This is a genomic window from Paraburkholderia tropica (assembly GCF_914484835.1).
Classification (GTDB): domain Bacteria; phylum Pseudomonadota; class Gammaproteobacteria; order Burkholderiales; family Burkholderiaceae; genus Paraburkholderia; species Paraburkholderia tropica_A.
On the sequence record NZ_CAJZAR010000033.1, the window covers coordinates 36,441 to 52,364 of the forward strand.

The 15,924-nt window shown below is 64.7% G+C and carries 17 protein-coding genes; 15 read left to right on the plus strand and 2 right to left on the minus strand.

All coding sequences use genetic code 11. The features are described from left to right. Positions 1–84: 84 nt before the first annotated feature. Together LDO54_RS06600 and LDO54_RS06605 are read right to left on the minus strand one after the other, a co-directional pair. On the minus strand, positions 85–822 hold the full coding sequence (locus tag LDO54_RS06600) for an SAM-dependent methyltransferase (RefSeq protein WP_224008268.1): 738 nt from the start codon (positions 820–822) through the stop codon (positions 85–87). Continuing rightward, positions 819–1,484, minus strand: a complete 666-nt coding sequence (locus tag LDO54_RS06605; protein ID WP_224008270.1) for a Maf-like protein — start codon at positions 1,482–1,484, stop codon at positions 819–821. The genes LDO54_RS06600 and LDO54_RS06605 overlap by 4 nt, the downstream gene beginning before the upstream one ends. Positions 1,485–1,882: 398 nt before the next feature. Here LDO54_RS06605 and LDO54_RS06610 point away from each other — a divergent pair, with 398 nt between their 5' ends. The 15 genes from LDO54_RS06610 to lepA all read left to right on the plus strand — a co-directional run bounded on the left by LDO54_RS06610 (position 1,883) and on the right by lepA (position 15,919). After that, positions 1,883–2,542, plus strand: a complete 660-nt coding sequence (locus LDO54_RS06610) for a DUF177 domain-containing protein (protein WP_224008272.1) — start codon at positions 1,883–1,885, stop codon at positions 2,540–2,542. 133 nt (positions 2,543–2,675) lie between these two features. Further along, a complete protein-coding gene (gene rpmF / locus LDO54_RS06615) occupies positions 2,676–2,855 on the plus strand; it encodes a 50S ribosomal protein L32 (RefSeq protein ID WP_018441573.1) in 180 nt (59 codons plus the stop codon). 146 nt (positions 2,856–3,001) lie between these two features. Continuing rightward, on the plus strand, positions 3,002–4,165 hold the full coding sequence (gene plsX, locus LDO54_RS06620) for a phosphate acyltransferase PlsX (protein ID WP_224008466.1): 1,164 nt from the start codon (positions 3,002–3,004) through the stop codon (positions 4,163–4,165). Beyond that, positions 4,165–5,154, plus strand: a complete 990-nt coding sequence (locus LDO54_RS06625) for a beta-ketoacyl-ACP synthase III (RefSeq protein ID WP_224008273.1) — start codon at positions 4,165–4,167, stop codon at positions 5,152–5,154. The genes plsX and LDO54_RS06625 overlap by 1 nt, the downstream gene beginning before the upstream one ends. A gap of 112 nt (positions 5,155–5,266) precedes the next feature. Beyond that, positions 5,267–6,205 (plus strand): ACP S-malonyltransferase, encoded by a 939-nt coding sequence (fabD, locus tag LDO54_RS06630; protein ID WP_224008275.1) that lies wholly within the window; start codon positions 5,267–5,269, stop codon positions 6,203–6,205. Between the two features lie 46 nt (positions 6,206–6,251). Next, positions 6,252–7,001 carry a 3-oxoacyl-ACP reductase FabG gene (gene fabG, locus LDO54_RS06635; protein ID WP_224008277.1) on the plus strand — a complete coding sequence of 250 codons (750 nt, stop codon included), beginning with the start codon at positions 6,252–6,254 and terminating at the stop codon, positions 6,999–7,001. A 169-nt stretch (positions 7,002–7,170) separates the two neighbouring features. Further along, positions 7,171–7,410, plus strand: a complete 240-nt coding sequence (gene acpP, locus LDO54_RS06640; protein WP_004197638.1) for an acyl carrier protein — start codon at positions 7,171–7,173, stop codon at positions 7,408–7,410. 195 nt (positions 7,411–7,605) lie between these two features. After that, entirely contained in the window at positions 7,606–8,847 is a 1,242-nt protein-coding gene (gene fabF / locus LDO54_RS06645; RefSeq protein WP_224008279.1) for a beta-ketoacyl-ACP synthase II, read from the plus strand. Between the two features lie 125 nt (positions 8,848–8,972). Next, positions 8,973–9,386, plus strand: coding sequence for a hypothetical protein (locus LDO54_RS06650; protein WP_224008281.1), 414 nt, complete (start codon positions 8,973–8,975; stop codon positions 9,384–9,386). 259 nt (positions 9,387–9,645) lie between these two features. After that, the gene (rpoE, locus tag LDO54_RS06655) at positions 9,646–10,245 is read left to right on the plus strand and encodes an RNA polymerase sigma factor RpoE (RefSeq protein WP_027795258.1); all 600 of its coding nucleotides are present in this window, start codon (positions 9,646–9,648) and stop codon (positions 10,243–10,245) included. An 81-nt stretch (positions 10,246–10,326) separates the two neighbouring features. Continuing rightward, positions 10,327–10,977 carry a sigma-E factor negative regulatory protein gene (locus tag LDO54_RS06660; protein WP_224008283.1) on the plus strand — a complete coding sequence of 217 codons (651 nt, stop codon included), beginning with the start codon at positions 10,327–10,329 and terminating at the stop codon, positions 10,975–10,977. 5 nt (positions 10,978–10,982) lie between these two features. Then, positions 10,983–12,053 (plus strand): MucB/RseB C-terminal domain-containing protein, encoded by a 1,071-nt coding sequence (locus LDO54_RS06665; RefSeq protein WP_224008285.1) that lies wholly within the window; start codon positions 10,983–10,985, stop codon positions 12,051–12,053. 31 nt (positions 12,054–12,084) lie between these two features. After that, positions 12,085–13,620, plus strand: a complete 1,536-nt coding sequence (locus tag LDO54_RS06670; RefSeq protein WP_224008287.1) for a DegQ family serine endoprotease — start codon at positions 12,085–12,087, stop codon at positions 13,618–13,620. Positions 13,621–13,625: 5 nt separating this feature from the next. Further along, on the plus strand, positions 13,626–13,958 hold the full coding sequence (locus LDO54_RS06675) for a glutaredoxin family protein (protein WP_224008306.1): 333 nt from the start codon (positions 13,626–13,628) through the stop codon (positions 13,956–13,958). A 167-nt stretch (positions 13,959–14,125) separates the two neighbouring features. Further along, positions 14,126–15,919: a translation elongation factor 4 gene (lepA, locus tag LDO54_RS06680; RefSeq protein ID WP_224008315.1), complete on the plus strand. Its 1,794-nt coding sequence runs from the start codon at positions 14,126–14,128 to the stop codon at positions 15,917–15,919. The last annotated feature ends 5 nt before the right edge of the window (positions 15,920–15,924 follow it).

A 15,924-nucleotide genomic window follows, 5' to 3' on the forward strand; every position in this document is an offset into this window, starting at 1 on the left:
CTTCGGCGCGTTCATCGCAACAAAAACGGCCGCTGGCGATTGCGCAGCGGCCGTTTGTTTTTGGGGCGTGGTTATGCGCCCGGATCAGTTCGCCAGCATCAGAAAGATCGCGGGCCGCTTGTGCAGATCGGGCGTGGGCGGCTTTTTCCACTCGGATATCGCGCGGCTCAGGATCGTCTCGGTCGGTAGCGTGAGGTCGGCGGCCACGCACACGAGCGTCGAGGGTGCGCAGGTCGCGACCAGCGCGTCGAGCAGCGTCTTGTTGCGATAGGGCGTCTCGATGAAGATCTGCGTCTGCTTCGCCTTGCGCGAGGTCTGTTCGAGTTCGCGCAGCTTCTTGATGCGCTCGTTGGCGTCCACCGGCAGATAGCCGTGGAACGCGAAGCTCTGGCCGTTCAGGCCCGACGCCATCAGCGCGAGCAGGATCGAGCTCGGGCCGACGAGCGGCACGACCTTGATGCCGCGCTCGTGCGCGCGGCGTACCAGCAGCGCGCCCGGATCGGCCACGGCGGGCACGCCCGCCTCGGACACGAGGCCTGTGTCGATGCCCTTCAGCAGCGGCGCGAGCAGCTTGTCGACCTGGCCCGCGGGCGTGTTGACGTTCAGTTCGCTGATCTCGATTTCCTGGATCGGCCGCGTGGTGCCGACGCGCTTCAGGAAGGCTCGCGTGCTCTTGGCGTTTTCGCCGATATAGCTCGCGAGCGCGCCGGCGCGCTCGCGCACGGGCGCGGGCAGCACGTAGGCGAGCGCGGCTTCGTCGCCGTCGCCGAGCGTGTTCGGGATCAGATAGAGCGTGCCTTTCGACGTATTTTGCGCGGTCATGCCTGGGTCTCCAGCAGCGGATAGCCCGCGGCCAGCAGCATGCGCGTGAGCGCGATGAGCGGCAGGCCGATCAGGGCGGTGGGATCGTCGGATTCGATGGCTTCGAGCAGCGCGATGCCGAGGCCTTCGGATTTGGCGCTGCCCGCGCAGTCGTAGGGCTGTTCGGCGCGCAGATAGGCGTCGAGGGCGGCGTCCGGCAGATCGCGAAAGCGCACCTTCGTCACGATATCGACGGTATCCGTTTGGCCAGTAGCGGTATCGAGCAGACTGAGGGCACTATGGAACAACACTTCGCGGCCACGCATGCTGCGCAGCTGGTCGAGCGCGCGGTCGTGCGTGCCGGGCTTGCCGATCTGGTGGCCGTCGAAGGTCGCCACCTGGTCGGAGCCGATCACGAGCGCGCGGCCGGTGGTCGCGGGCAGGGCGGCGGCCACGGCGCGGGCCTTGGCTTCGGCGAGACGCAGCGCGGTGGCTTCGGGCGTTTCGCCGGGTTGCGGCGTTTCGTCGAGATCGGGCACGGCGGTGTCGAACGGAATGCGCAGGCGTTCGAGCAGTTCGCGGCGGTAGCGCGAGCTGGAGGCGAGTATCAGCGCGGGGCGGCCCGTCTGCGGAGCGGGGACGGCGGGCGCAACGGGCGCAGCGGGCGAGGAAGATTCCTGCATGATCGGTCGTCGAGTCTTGAAGATTGGTGGCGGCCCGTGCGGCGTGGCCGAAAAAGAGGGGGCGGATGGCTGCCCGCCGTCGAAAAACGCTGGCCGCACAGAGGCTTGCGGACGTGAGCCTAACTGTTTGACTCACAAAGATAAAGGCGTTATGATTTTGGGCTTTTCATCGGTACGCTCTATCTGTACGTCCGCGTGTGGACCTTCCGCGGGTACGGTAAATTTAAGCAGGGTCAGCGCTGAAGGCGAGGCGCGATAAGCCTCCCGGGCGTGCCGAATGCAAGAAAAATGCAGCAAGAAAAGTGCAAGAATTTTTAATGCGTTTGAAATACGCAGGCCGGCAGCGTCTGCTTCTTTGCATCGCTTGCAGGCCGCATGTCTGAAGCGGGAGAGCGCACATGACCGAACAATCTGGTAAGCCTGCCGGCGCGGAATCGAGCAAGAGCGGCGCGCTCAATCCACGCGACCTCGATATCTTCGAATTCGCGCGTAGCGGGCGCGAAGCAGCAGGCGTAGTGCGCCTGTCGCAGCTGCCGCGCATGTTAAACGAAGTCCCGGCCGAGGCGCCCGATCGCGACACCGCGTTCACGTGGCAAGCCGCCGGCTTCACGCAGCAGGAATTGCAGGATAACGGCACAGAAGGGCCGCAACCTTATCTGCGGCTCGCGGTCCACGGCAGTGCGTGGCTCTCGTGCCAGCGTTGCCTTGCTCCCTATGAGCAGGCATTCGACGCAGATGCGATCTTCCGTATCGTCCAGACGGAAGAGGAGGCGGACGAGTTTCCGCTCGACGACGATGAAGTCGAAGTGATCGTAGGCTCACGCCAGTTCGATCTCGTCGACTTGATCGAAGAGGAGCTGTTGCTCTCGCTGCCGCTCGTGCCGAAGCACGAAGTCTGTCCGGAAATTCACGAAAGTCTCGCCTCGGGTGCCGATGGCGCGGACGGTGTGGATTCCGTCGACGACGTGCCGGAGCAGGAAATCGAGACGGAAGAGCGCGTCAACCCGTTTGCGGCGCTCGAATCGCTCAAGAAGGACGGTCCCGGCAGCAAGCATTGAGCTGAGCCGCCGGTGGCGTGCAGTATTGCGCAGTTAAATTCGTGGGCCCAGTCCCGGAGTCCGGCCATCCCCCAAGGTGGCGGCGGCCGGATCGGGCTGTGTTAGAATTCGGAAAATTTTCAGGAGTTTCATCATGGCAGTTCAACAAAACAAGAAGTCGCCGTCGAAGCGCGGCATGCACCGCTCGCACGATTTCCTCACGGGCGCGCCGCTGGCTGTCGAGCCGAGCACGGGTGAAGTGCATCTGCGTCACCACATCAGCCCGAACGGCTACTACCGCGGCAAGAAAGTCGTCAAGACCAAGAACGACTAATCGTTCCAGCGTGCGGCGCTGCGGTCCTCCGGGGCTGCTTGTTGCGCCGCACATGGCGATTCCGTTCGCTTGACATTTTCTCGGCACGGCATAAAAAGGCGGCATTCAACTGCCGCTTTTTTATGCCCGAAAATCCGTCGCATTCCATGACTGTTACGCTTACGATAGATTGCATGGGAGGCGACCACGGCCCGTCCGTGACGGTGCCCGCCGCTGTCCATTTCGTCCGCTCGCATCCCGACGCCCATCTGCAACTCGTTGGTCTCGAGACGGCGATCCGCGCCCAGCTCAAGAAGCTGAAGGCGCTGGACCTCCCTGCACTTTCCGTCGTTCCCGCCACCGAGGTCGTCGAAATGGACGATCCGGTCGAAGTCGCGCTTCGCAAGAAGAAAGACTCGTCGATGCGCGTCGCGCTGAACCGCGTGAAAGAGGGCGAGGCGCAGGCTTGTGTCTCGGCTGGCAACACCGGCGCGCTGATGGCCGTGTCTCGCTACGTGCTCAAGACACTGCCCGGCATCGAACGACCGGCCATCGCCTTCGCGCTGCCCAATCCGCGCGGCTACACGATGATGCTCGACCTTGGCGCGAACGTCGACTGCGAACCGCAGCATCTGCTGCAGTTCGCCGAAATGGGCCACGCGCTCGTGGCCGCGCTCGAAGGGAAGGACCGTCCGACCATCGGGCTCCTGAACATCGGCGAAGAGGTCATCAAGGGCAACGAGACCATCAAGCGCGCCGGCGAACTGCTGCGCGCGAGCACGCTGAACTTCCGCGGCAATGTGGAGGGCAACGACATTTACAAGGGCACCGTCGACGTTATCGTCTGTGACGGTTTCGTTGGTAATGTCGCGCTCAAGACGTCGGAGGGCCTCGCGCAGATGCTCAACGACATGATCAAGGAAGAGTTCGGCCGCTCGTGGCTCACGAAGCTCATGGCGATTGCCGCGCTGCCGGTGCTCATGCGCTTCAAGAAGCGCGTCGATCACCGCCAGTACAACGGCGCCGCCTTGCTGGGCTTGAAGAGCCTCGTCATCAAAAGCCACGGTTCCGCCGATACCTACGCGTTTGAGCAGGCGATCAAACGCGGGTATGATGCCGTCAAAAATGGCGTGCTCGAGCGCCTCGCGCACGCCATGGAAGAAAACGCCGGTTCGTTCGAACAGGCCGCTGGTGCTGCCGGAACGGCAGCGGGCGGGCAGAACGACGGCGTGGCAGGGGCCCCGGAAGCTCCGTCGGCGGATTCGCCGGCTGGCGCGTCTGGTCTGGCCGCGGGTGGCGTTCCGCCCGCCGCATCATCCTCGAAGGCATAATGGCTCAATCGACTCTTTATTCCCGCGTGCTCGGCACGGGCAGTTATCTTCCGCCGGAGCGCGTTACCAACCAGGATCTGGCTGACCGGCTCGCCGCCAAGGGCGTCGAGACGAGCGACGAGTGGATCGTCGCCCGCACCGGCATTCATGCCCGTCATTTCGCCGCACCCGACGTCACCACCAGCGATCTCGCGCTGGCCGCCTCGCAGCGCGCCATCGCCGCGGCCGACGTCGATCCGCAAAGCATCGACCTCATCATCGTCGCGACCTCGACGCCCGATTTCGTGTTCCCGAGCACCGCCTGCCTGCTGCAGAACAAGCTCGGTATCCGCAATCACGGCGCGGCGTTCGACGTGCAGGCCGTCTGCTCGGGCTTCGCGTACGCCGTTTCGGTGGCCGACAGCCTGATCCGCAGCGGTCAGCACCGCACGGCCCTCGTGGTCGGCGCAGAAACGTTCTCGCGTATCCTCGACTTCAACGACCGCACGACCTGCGTGCTGTTCGGCGACGGCGCGGGCGCGATCGTCATGCAAGCCTCGAACGAACCGGGCGTGCTCTCGAGCGCGCTGCACGCCGACGGCAGCTACGCGCACATTCTGTGCACGCCGGGCCACGTGAACGGCGGCGTGATCGCGGGTAACGCATTCCTGCACATGGACGGCCAGGCGGTGTTCAAGCTCGCCGTCAACGTGCTGGAAAAGGTCGCGATCGAGGCGCTCGACAAGGCGCAACTGCGCGCCGACCAGATCGACTGGCTGATTCCGCACCAGGCCAATATCCGCATCATGCAGGGCACCTGCCGCAAGCTCGGCCTGCCCGCCGAACGCATGGTCGTGACCGTGGGCGAACATGGCAATACCTCGGCGGCGTCCATTCCGCTCGCCTTCGACGTCGCGGTGCGCGACGGCCGCATCAAGCGCGGCCAGAACGTGCTGATCGAAGGTGTGGGCGGCGGCTTCACCTGGGGCGCCTCCGTCATCCGCTTCTGATTTCGCGAGCGGGCTTTCGCGCTCCCGCACCCGGCCGCACGCAAGGCGTGCGGTCCGTCGCGGTCCATTCGAGCGCATCGCCTCTCCGTTTTGACCGAATTTTGAGGATCTCATGAAATTCGCATTCGTTTTTCCGGGTCAAGGTTCGCAGGCCGTCGGCATGCTCGACGCCTTCGCCGATAGCGCCGTCGTGCGCGAAACGCTGCAGGAAGCGTCCGACGCGCTCAACCAGGACATCGGCAAGCTGATCGCCGAAGGCCCGGCTGAAGAACTCAACCTCACCACCAACACCCAGCCGGTCATGCTGACGGCCGCCTATGCCGTCTATCGTGCGTGGCAGCAGGCAGGCGGCCCGGCGCCGTCGATCGTCGCGGGCCACAGCCTCGGCGAATACACGGCGCTCGTCGCCGCCGGCGTGCTCGCGTTCCGCGACGCCGTGCCGCTCGTGCGCTTCCGCGCGCAGGCGATGCAGAGCGCGGTGCCGGTGGGCGAGGGCGGCATGGCCGCCGTGCTCGGTCTCGACGACGACACCGTGCGCGCCGTCTGCACCGAAGCCGCTGCCGCGAGCGGCGGCGTGGTCGAAGCCGTGAATTTCAACGCGCCGGCGCAAGTCGTGATCGCGGGCCACAAGGCCGCGGTCGAAAAGGCCTGCGAAATCGCCAAGGCGAAGGGCGCCAAGCGCGCGCTGTCGCTGCCGGTGTCGGCGCCGTTCCACTCGTCGCTGCTCAAGCCCGCTTCGGACCAGCTGCGCGACTACCTCGCGGGCGTCACGCTGAACGCGCCGCAGATTCCGGTCGTGAACAACATCGACGTGGCTTTCGAAACCGATCCGGCGAAGATCCGCGCCGCGCTGGTGCGTCAGGCCGCCGGTCCGGTGCGCTGGGTCGAGTGCGTCAAGGCGATCGGCGCGCAGGGCGCCACGCACGTGATCGAATGCGGTCCGGGCAAGGTGCTCGCGGGCCTCACGAAGCGTATCGACGGCGAACTGATCGGTGCCTCGGTAGCCGATCCGAAGTCGCTCGAAGAAGTGCTCGCGCTCGTCAAGGGCTGATCGGCCCGACCGGGCGACTCAACGCAATCAGTAACGGATTCGAACGATGGAAAAGACTCTCGACAATCAGGCCGCGATCGTGACCGGCGCCTCGCGAGGCATCGGCCGGGCGATCGCGCTCGAACTGGCGCGCCAGGGCGCGACGGTGATCGGCACGGCGACCAGCGAAAGCGGTGCGCAGGCGATCACGGCGGCATTCGCGGAAGCGGGCCTGAAGGGCCGTGGCGCGGTGCTCAACGTCAACGATTCGGCTGCGGCTGAAGCGCTCATTGACGCCACCGTGAAGGAATTCGGCGGTCTGGCGATCCTCGTCAACAATGCAGGCATCACGCAGGACAACCTGGCGATGCGCATGAAAGACGACGAGTGGGATTCGGTGATCGACACGAACCTGAAGGCCGTGTTCCGCCTCTCGCGCGCCGTGCTGCGCCCGATGATGAAGGCGCGCACGGGCCGTATCATCAATATCACGTCGGTGGTCGGCTCGTCGGGCAACCCGGGCCAGGCCAACTACGCGGCGGCCAAGGCTGGCGTCGCGGGCATGACCCGCGCGCTCGCGCGCGAAATCGGCAGCCGCGGCATCACGGTGAACTGCGTGGCGCCGGGCTTCATCGATACCGACATGACCAAGGATCTGCCGGCCGAGCAGCAAGCCGCGCTCAAGCAGCAGATTCCGCTGGGCCGTCTGGGCAGCCCGGAAGACATCGCGCACGCGGTCGTTTTCCTGGCATCGCCGCAGGCGGGCTACGTGACGGGCACGACGCTGCACGTCAACGGCGGCATGTATATGTCTTAACCGGAATCAGGTACTATCCGCGCCTTGGTGCGTCCGGCGAGTTCAACCGTTCGGACGCCTTCGCGGATAGCCGTTCCCGGAACCTTGAGCGCCGCTTTTCTGCCAGGTCAAACCTGATAAAATGCGCGCACTCGCATTCATGAGCTAACTTTTTTCCCTTGGAGGGGTAATGGACAACATCGAACAGCGCGTCAAGAAGATCGTCGCCGAGCAACTGGGCGTCGCCGAAGCTGAAATCAAGAACGAAGCTTCGTTCGTGAACGATCTGGGCGCCGACTCGCTCGACACCGTCGAGCTCGTGATGGCCCTCGAAGACGAATTCGGCATGGAAATTCCGGATGAAGAAGCCGAGAAGATCACGACGGTTCAGCAAGCGATCGACTACGCTCGCGCGAACGTCAAGGCCTAAGGCGCTTTTCCTTTTCGGACCGCGCGCGCCCATCTTGCGCGCGGGCGGTCCGAGAGGACGCACGCCCGTGAAACCGCTTACGCCCGCCGCACCTGTTGCGGGGCATCTGCCGGTCAACTAGCCACAGGGCTCACAGGAGCATTTCCTGTGGCCTCTGTGGCTTTTGTTTTTGTCATCTATGGAAAAGGGGTTACCGTGAGCCGCCGTCGAGTTGTTGTTACAGGCCTGGGGCTGATTTCGCCTGTTGGCAATAATGTTGCCGACGGCTGGGCCAATCTGGTCGCCGGCAAGTCCGGCATCGCCAACATCACGAAGTTCGATGCGACGAACTTCTCGACCCGCTTTGCCGGCGAGGTGAAGGGCTTCAACGTCGAAGAGTACATGCCGGCGAAAGAAGCGCGCCATATGGATACGTTCATCCATTTCGGCATCGCTGCGGGCATGCAGGCGCTCAAGGACAGCGGCCTCGAAGTCACCGAAGCCAACGCTGAGCGCATCGGTGTGAACGTCGGCTCGGGCATCGGCGGTCTGCCGATGATCGAAGTCACGCAAACCGAACTGCTCAACCGCGGCCCGCGCCGTATTTCGCCGTTCTTCGTGCCGGCATCGATCATCAACATGATCTCCGGCCATCTGTCGATCAAGTTCGGCCTGAAGGGCCCGAACCTGTCGATGGTGACGGCGTGCACGACCGGTCTGCACTGCATCGGCGAAGCGTCGCGTCTGATCGAATACGGCGACTGCGACGTGATGATCGCGGGCGGTGCGGAATCGACCGTGTCGCCGCTCGGTATCGGCGGTTTCGCGGCAGCACGTGCGCTTTCGCAGCGCAACGACGATCCGGCGACGGCCAGCCGTCCGTGGGACAAGGACCGCGACGGTTTCGTGCTGGGCGAAGGCGCTGGCGTGATGGTGCTCGAAGAGTACGAACACGCGAAGGCGCGCGGCGCGAAGATCTACGCGGAAATCGGCGGCTACGGCATGAGCGGTGATGCTTATCACATGACCGCTCCGCTGGAAGACGGCGACGGCGCACGCCGCTGCATGCTGGCCGCGATGAAGAACGCGGGTGTGAACGCCAACGAAGTGAACTGGCTCAGCGCCCACGGCACCTCGACGCCGCTCGGCGACCTCGCGGAAACCACCGCGATCAAGCGCGCGTTCGGCGACCACTCGAAGGACATCGTCGTGAACTCGACGAAGTCGATGACCGGCCACTTGCTGGGCGGCGCGGGCGGTCTGGAGTCGGTGTTCACGGTGCTCGCCGTGCACAACCAGATTTCGCCGCCGACGATCAACATCTTCAACCAGGATCCGGCTTGCGACCTGGACTACTGCGCGAACACCGCGCGGGACATGAAGATCGACGTCGCGCTGAAGAACTCGTTCGGGTTCGGCGGCACGAACGGCACGCTGGTGTTCAAGCGCCACGTTTGACCGGCGCCTGATACGCCGTCGAGCCAGCCTCGGCTGAGACTCCCATGATCGCCTCGCGCGACTCCGCGGCCGCTCCGGTTCATCCGGGCGGCCGCGTTCACATTTCTGCGGCGAGGCGTTTGCACGTGCCGCGCCACGCCGTGCGCGCGTCCTGGACGATGCGCGCGGCGCTGCTGCTGGGTCTCGCGGTTGCGTGCGCAGCCTTCCATACGGCGCTCGCGCCGTGGTTCGGCGCGTGGCATGCCGTTGCGCCCGCTCTGGCGCTCGGCGCGGTGGGCGGGCTCGGTTTCGCGGCGTGGTGCCGCGCCCAGCCTGCTTTCATCGAAATCGGGACGGATCGATTCGCCGCGTTCGCGCGCTCCGGCGCGTGTCTTGCCGATGGCCGCCTGATCGGCGCCTCGCAATGGGGCGCGGCGCTGCTCGCGCTGGTGGTGGAAGAGGGCGCGCGCCGCAAGACGCTGCTGATCGCCGCCGATTCGGTCGACGTCGAGACTTTTCGCGTGCTCGCCGTGAGCGCGCGCAGCGCTTCCGGCCGCTAGGCTTTCAGGCGTCGGCTTGGCCTGGCGTAGGCCGTCGCCCGGGTCGCGCCGCCATCGACGCATTTATTTGCGCTTTCTTGCTGGCCTTTCTCTTGCCGTTTGCTGCGGCGTCCCCATTTGTTTTCGTTCTGCGTCCGCGCGCGCTCTGCCAGAGCGCTGTAACGACTGTAACCGCTGTAACGCGCGTAACGTGGCGCCGTGGCGGTAACGCTACAATGGTGCCCCCGCGTCCACTTCCATGAGCTAACGGATTTTTCAGGTGAGCGAAAAAGAAATTGACCAGGTGCTGGTCGAGCGCGTGCAGAAAGGCGACAAGGCCGCGTTCGAACTGCTGGTCTCCAAGTACCATCGCAAGATCATCCGCCTGATCTCGCGCCTCGTGCGGGACCCCGCGGAGGTCGAGGACGTGGCCCAGGACGCCTTCATCAAGGCGTACCGGGCATTGCCGCAGTTCCGTGGCGAATCCGCTTTCTATACGTGGTTGTACCGTATTGCTGTCAATACGGCGAAGAACTACCTTGCGACCCAGGGGCGCCGTGCTCCCACTTCTACCGAAGCTGATGCTGAAGAAGCGGAAACTTTCTCGGACGCCGATCAACTAAGGGATATCAACACGCCCGAATCGATGTTGATGAGCAAGCAGATCGCCCAGACGGTCAATGCTGCCATGGCGGTTTTACCGGAAGAGTTGCGCACCGCCATTACGCTTCGGGAAATAGAAGGTTTGAGCTACGAGGAAATTGCCGAAATGATGGGTTGCCCGATCGGGACCGTCAGATCGAGAATTTTCCGCGCTCGCGAAGCCATTGCGGCAAAATTGCGTCCGTTGCTGGACACACCGGAAGGCAAGCGCTGGTAAGCCAGTCTCGCGCCGGGCACGGACGTAATTCACTAGAGTGGGTGTGTCACTGCGGGGCTCTGTAAGAAAATGGGGAGCATCATGGGGTCGGTTTCGATGCAATCGGTGTCAGGTTCGCGCGGCGAGCAACTGTCCGCTTTCGCCGACGGCGAATTGGCGGGTGACGCGCATCTGAACGTCATTTTTTCTGGATTCGACGACGAGGACCGCAAGGCCTGGTCGGCGTATCACCTGATCGGCGACGCGCTGCGCTCCGACGACCTGGCCATGAGCCCGGCGGCGAGCCAGTCGTTCATGGCGGGCTTCGCGGCCCGCTTCGAGGCCGAGCCGCACGTGCTGGCGCCTGCGGCGTTGCCCGCATCGTCGGCTGTGTCGGCGTCGCATGACGGCCGCGTCGCGCGCATTCTCGCGCTGCGCCGCCGCGTCGTGCCGTCGCTGGCCCTGGCCGCCGCAGCCGCCACGCTCACGTGGATCGTCGTGCCGCAAATGCGCGGCGTCGGCATGGCGGGCGGTCCGCAGATCGCCGCGATGCAGCCCGCCGGCGACAACGTGCAGCGTGTGGCCATGAACGCGGTGCCCGTGCAGACGGCCGCCGTGCAGGACGGCAACATCATTCGCGACGCGCGCCTCGACGCTTATCTCGAAGCGCACCAGCAGTTCGCGCAGCAGCCGGTCATGTCGGATTCCATGCCGCTGATCCGCTCTGCGGCCCTTACCACGCAAGGCCAGTGAGTCTGATGCAGACAGTGCGGTTGAATAACAATACATTCTGGGGGCGGTTGCCGGCATACCTGTGCTGCGCGGCCGTGATGTTCACCGCTCTGTCTGTCGCCCCGCGCGCTCACGCGCAGGGCGCGTCGGCCGCTTCCGCGGTCGACCCCGCCACGCGCCAGAGTGCGGCGCAGTGGCTGGACCGCATCCAGCAGGCCGCGCAGCAGCAGAACTACATCGGCACCTTCGTGTATCAGCGCGGCAACTTCGTGCAGTCGTCGCGCGTCACGCATTACGCCACGAAAGTCGACGGCGAGTTCGAGCAGCTCGAAAGCCTCGACGGCAAGCCGCGCAAGATGCTGCGCCACAACGACGACCTCTACACCTTCGTGCCGGAGCGCAAGCTCTGCGTCGTCGAAAAACGCCAGAACAAGGACGCCTTCCCGGCGCTGCTCGCCACGAGCGGCAACGAAGTGCTGTCCGTCTACGATCCGAAGATGCTGGGCACCGACCGCGTGGCCGGCATCGACAGCCAGGTGATCGAACTCGATCCGAAAGACGCCTATCGCTTTGCCTACAAGCTGTGGGCCGACGCGAAAACCGGCCTGCTGCTGCGTTCGCAGTTGCTCGATCCGTCGAACGGCCAGGTGCTCCAGCAACTGTCGTTTACGCAGGTGAGCATCGGCGTGCCGGTCGATAAGGCGCCGATCGCCAGCGGCATGCGCAATCTCACGGGCTGGACCGTGGTGCGTCCGCCGCTGCAAAGCGTCGATATGGAAGCGCAGGGCTGGACCTTCGCGCAGAACGTGCCGGGCTTCCGCAAGATTCGCGAGCTGCGCCGCCCGATGGCCGCGCGCGACGCGAACGATCCGCCGATCCCGGTCGATCAGGCTGTGTTCTCGGACGGCCTCTCGGCGGTCTCGATTTTCGTCGAGCCGGTCGAGCACAACAGCCGCAAGGAAGGCGCGGGCAGCACGGGCGCGACGCACGTGCTGGTGAAGCGCAATGGCGATTACTGGATCACGTTGCTCGGCGAGGTGCCCCAGGCCACGTTGCAGCAGTTCGCATCTGCCATAGAATACAAGGCTTCCAAGTAAATCCTGCGGCTGACTACGGGCTGACTACGATATGACGATCCTCCCGCTGCGCAAATTTTTCGCGGCCGCGGTGGTGGCGGCGTGCCTGCCGCTCGCCCCGCACATGGCATCGGCGGCGCCTGCCGCCAATCTGCCCGACTTCACCGATCTCGTCGACAAGGTGGGGCCTTCCGTCGTCAACATTCGCACGACCACGCGCGTGACGCTCTCGCAGCGCGGCGGCCTGCCGCCGGGCATGGATAACGGCGACATGTCGGAATTCTTCCGCCGCTTCTTCGGCATTCCGTTGCCGCAAGGTCCTCAAGGTGGACAAGGCGGGCAAGGTGGCCAGGGCGGAGGCGCGTCGCCGCGCGGCGGCCAGGGCGGCGGCGACCAGGACTCCGGTCCCGACGGCGGCAACGACTCCGAACAAAGCAGCGGCGTGGGCTCGGGCTTCATCATGACGAACGACGGTTACGTCATGACCAACGCGCACGTGGTCGACGACGCGGACAGCATCTACGTCACGCTCACCGACAAGCGCGAATTCAAGGCGAAGCTGATCGGCGTGGACGACCGCACCGACGTGGCCGTCGTGAAAATCCAGGCGAACAACCTGCCGGCCGTGACGGTCGGCGACTCGAACAAGGTGCGCGTGGGCGAGTGGGTCGTGGCGATCGGCTCGCCGTTCGGCCTCGAAAACACCGTCACCGCGGGCATCGTGAGCGCCAAGGGCCGCGACACCGGCGACTATCTGCCGTTCATCCAGACCGACGTGGCCGTGAATCCCGGCAACTCGGGCGGTCCGCTGATCAACATGCAGGGCGAGGTGATCGGCATCAACTCGCAGATCTACAGCCGCACGGGCGGCTTCATGGGCATTTCGTTCGCGATTCCGATCGATGAGGCGATGCGCGTGGCGGATCAGCTCAAGTCGACGGGCAAGGTCACGCGCGGCCGCATCGCCGTGGCGATCGGCGAAGTGACGAAGGACGTCAGCGATTCGCTCGGTCTGCCGAAGGCGCAGGGCGCGCTGGTGTCGAGCGTCGAGCCGGGCGGTCCGGCCGACAAGGCGGGCATCCAGCCGGGCGACATCATCCTGAAGTTCAACGGCGTGAACGTCGAAACCGCGACCGATCTGCCGCGCATGGTGGGCGACACCAAGCCGGGCACCAAGGCGACCGTCACGATCTGGCGCAAGGGCGCGACGCGCGACCTGCCGATCACGATCGCCGAAATGCAGGCGGACAAGGGCACGAAGGCCGACCCGAAGAAGGCGCCGGAGCCGAAGCCGCGGCCGTCGAACGCGCTGGGTCTCTCGGTCACCGACATTCCGGCCGACCAGCTCGCCCAGCTCAAGATCAAGGGCGGCGTGGTCGTGGATACGGTGGACGGCCCGGCTGCGCGCGCCGGTCTGCAAAAGGGCGACATCATCCTGCGCGTGGGCGACACCGATGTCGTCAACGCGAAGCAGTTCCAGGACGCGACCTCGCACCTCGACCCGCAGAAGATGGTGGCGATTCTCGTGCGACGCGGCGACAACACGCAGTTCGTGCCGATCCGCCCGCGCAATCCGGCGCAGAAGTAAGCCCGATGCACACGCCCATGCGCTCCGCGCCGCCGACGCAGCCGGATAAGGCTGCGCGGGCGAGCGCGCATCTCGTGCTGTATGGCCGCGCGTGGTGTCATCTGTGCGAGGAGATGCGCGTGGCGCTCGAGCCGCTGGCTGCGGCGGCGGGTGCGCAGGTCGACGTAATCGATGTCGATTCCGACCCCGCGCTGCAGGCGCGCTACGACGAACTCGTGCCGGTGCTGGTCTGCGACGGCATCGAGTTGTGCCACTACCGGCTCGACGAAGCGCGCGTGCGCGCCACGCTGGGACTGGGCGCGGCGCCCGCGCCACAGCCCGCGCCACCGGTGGAATAAGGCTGCGGCCCGCAACGGAACGGGCCCTGGCATGAACTATCCGTTACTTCTCAGCACCGTTCGCCTGCCGACACCTATTTCGGCTAAAATAGTTCGGTTTTTCATCTGTTTACGAGGCGTGCCCAGCTTTCGTTTGGGGCGCGCCTTTTTCGCTTGATCGGCACTGAATGGATCATATTCGCAACTTCTCGATCATTGCGCACATCGACCATGGCAAGTCGACGCTCGCCGATCGCATCATCCAACTGTGCGGCGGCTTGTCCGACCGCGAAATGGAAGCGCAGGTGCTCGACTCGATGGATCTCGAGCGCGAGCGCGGCATCACGATCAAGGCGCAGACCGCGGCCCTCACGTACAAGGCACGTGACGGCAAGGTCTACAACCTGAACCTGATCGACACGCCTGGCCACGTCGACTTCTCGTACGAAGTCAGCCGCTCCCTGTCCGCGTGCGAAGGCGCGCTGCTCGTGGTGGACGCGAGCCAGGGCGTCGAGGCGCAGACCGTGGCCAACTGCTACACGGCTATCGAGCTGGGCGTGGAAGTCGTGCCCGTGCTCAACAAGATCGACCTGCCCGCCGCCAACCCCGAAAACGCCATCGAGGAAATCGAGGACGTGATCGGCATCGACGCGACCGACGCCACGCACTGCAGTGCGAAGACCGGCCTCGGCGTGGACGACGTGCTCGAATCGATCATCGCCAAGGTCCCGCCGCCCAAGGGCGACCCGGAAGCACCGCTGCAGGCGCTGATCATCGACTCGTGGTTCGACAACTACGTCGGCGTGGTCATGCTCGTGCGTATCGTCAACGGCACGCTGCGTCCGAAGGACAAGATCAAGCTGATGGCCACTGGCGCGCAGTATCCGGTCGAGCACGTCGGCGTGTTCGCGCCGAAGTCGCGCAACCTGGAATCGCTGTCGGCGGGGCAGGTGGGCTTCATCATCGCGGGCATCAAGGAACTCGCCGCCACCAAGGTCGGCGACACCGTCACGCTCGTGAACCGTCCCGCGCCGGAACCGCTGCCGGGCTTCAAGGAAGTGAAGCCGCAGGTGTTCGCGGGTCTCTATCCGGTCGAGGCGAACCAGTACGACGCGCTGCGCGAATCGCTCGAAAAGCTCAAGCTCAACGACGCTTCGCTGCAATACGAGCCGGAAGTGTCGCAGGCGCTGGGCTTCGGCTTCCGCTGCGGCTTCCTGGGCCTGCTGCACATGGAAATCGTGCAGGAGCGTCTCGAACGCGAGTTCGACATGGACCTCATCACCACGGCCCCGACCGTGGTGTACGAAGTGGTCCAGGCCGACGGTACGCTGGTCAAGGTCGAGAATCCGGCGAAGATGCCGGAGCCGTCGAGGATCGCCGAAATCCGCGAGCCGATCGTCACGGTCAACCTGTACATGCCGCAGGACTATGTGGGTTCGGTCATCACGCTCTGTACGCAGAAGCGCGGCAGCCAGATCAACATGCAGTACCACGGCCGCCAGGTGCAGCTCACGTACGAAATCCCGATGGCGGAAATCGTGCTGGACTTCTTCGACCGCCTGAAGTCGGTGTCGCGCGGTTACGCGTCGATGGACTACGAGTTCAAGGAAAACCGCAGCGCGGACGTCGTGAAGGTCGACATGCTGATCAACGGCGACAAGGTCGATGCGCTGTCCATCATCGTGCACCGTTCGCAGTCGCAGTATCGCGGCCGCGAAGTGGCGGCGAAGATGCGCGAGATCATTCCGCGCCAGATGTACGACGTGGCCATTCAGGCGGCGATCGGCGCGCACATCATCGCGCGCGAGAACATCAAGGCGCTGCGCAAGAACGTGCTGGCCAAGTGCTACGGCGGCGATATCTCGCGTAAGAAGAAGCTTCTCGAAAAGCAAAAAGAAGGCAAGAAGCGGATGAAGCAGGTGGGTTCCGTGGAAATTCCTCAGGAGGCCTTCCTCGCGATCCTGCGCGTCGAAGACAAATAAGCCCG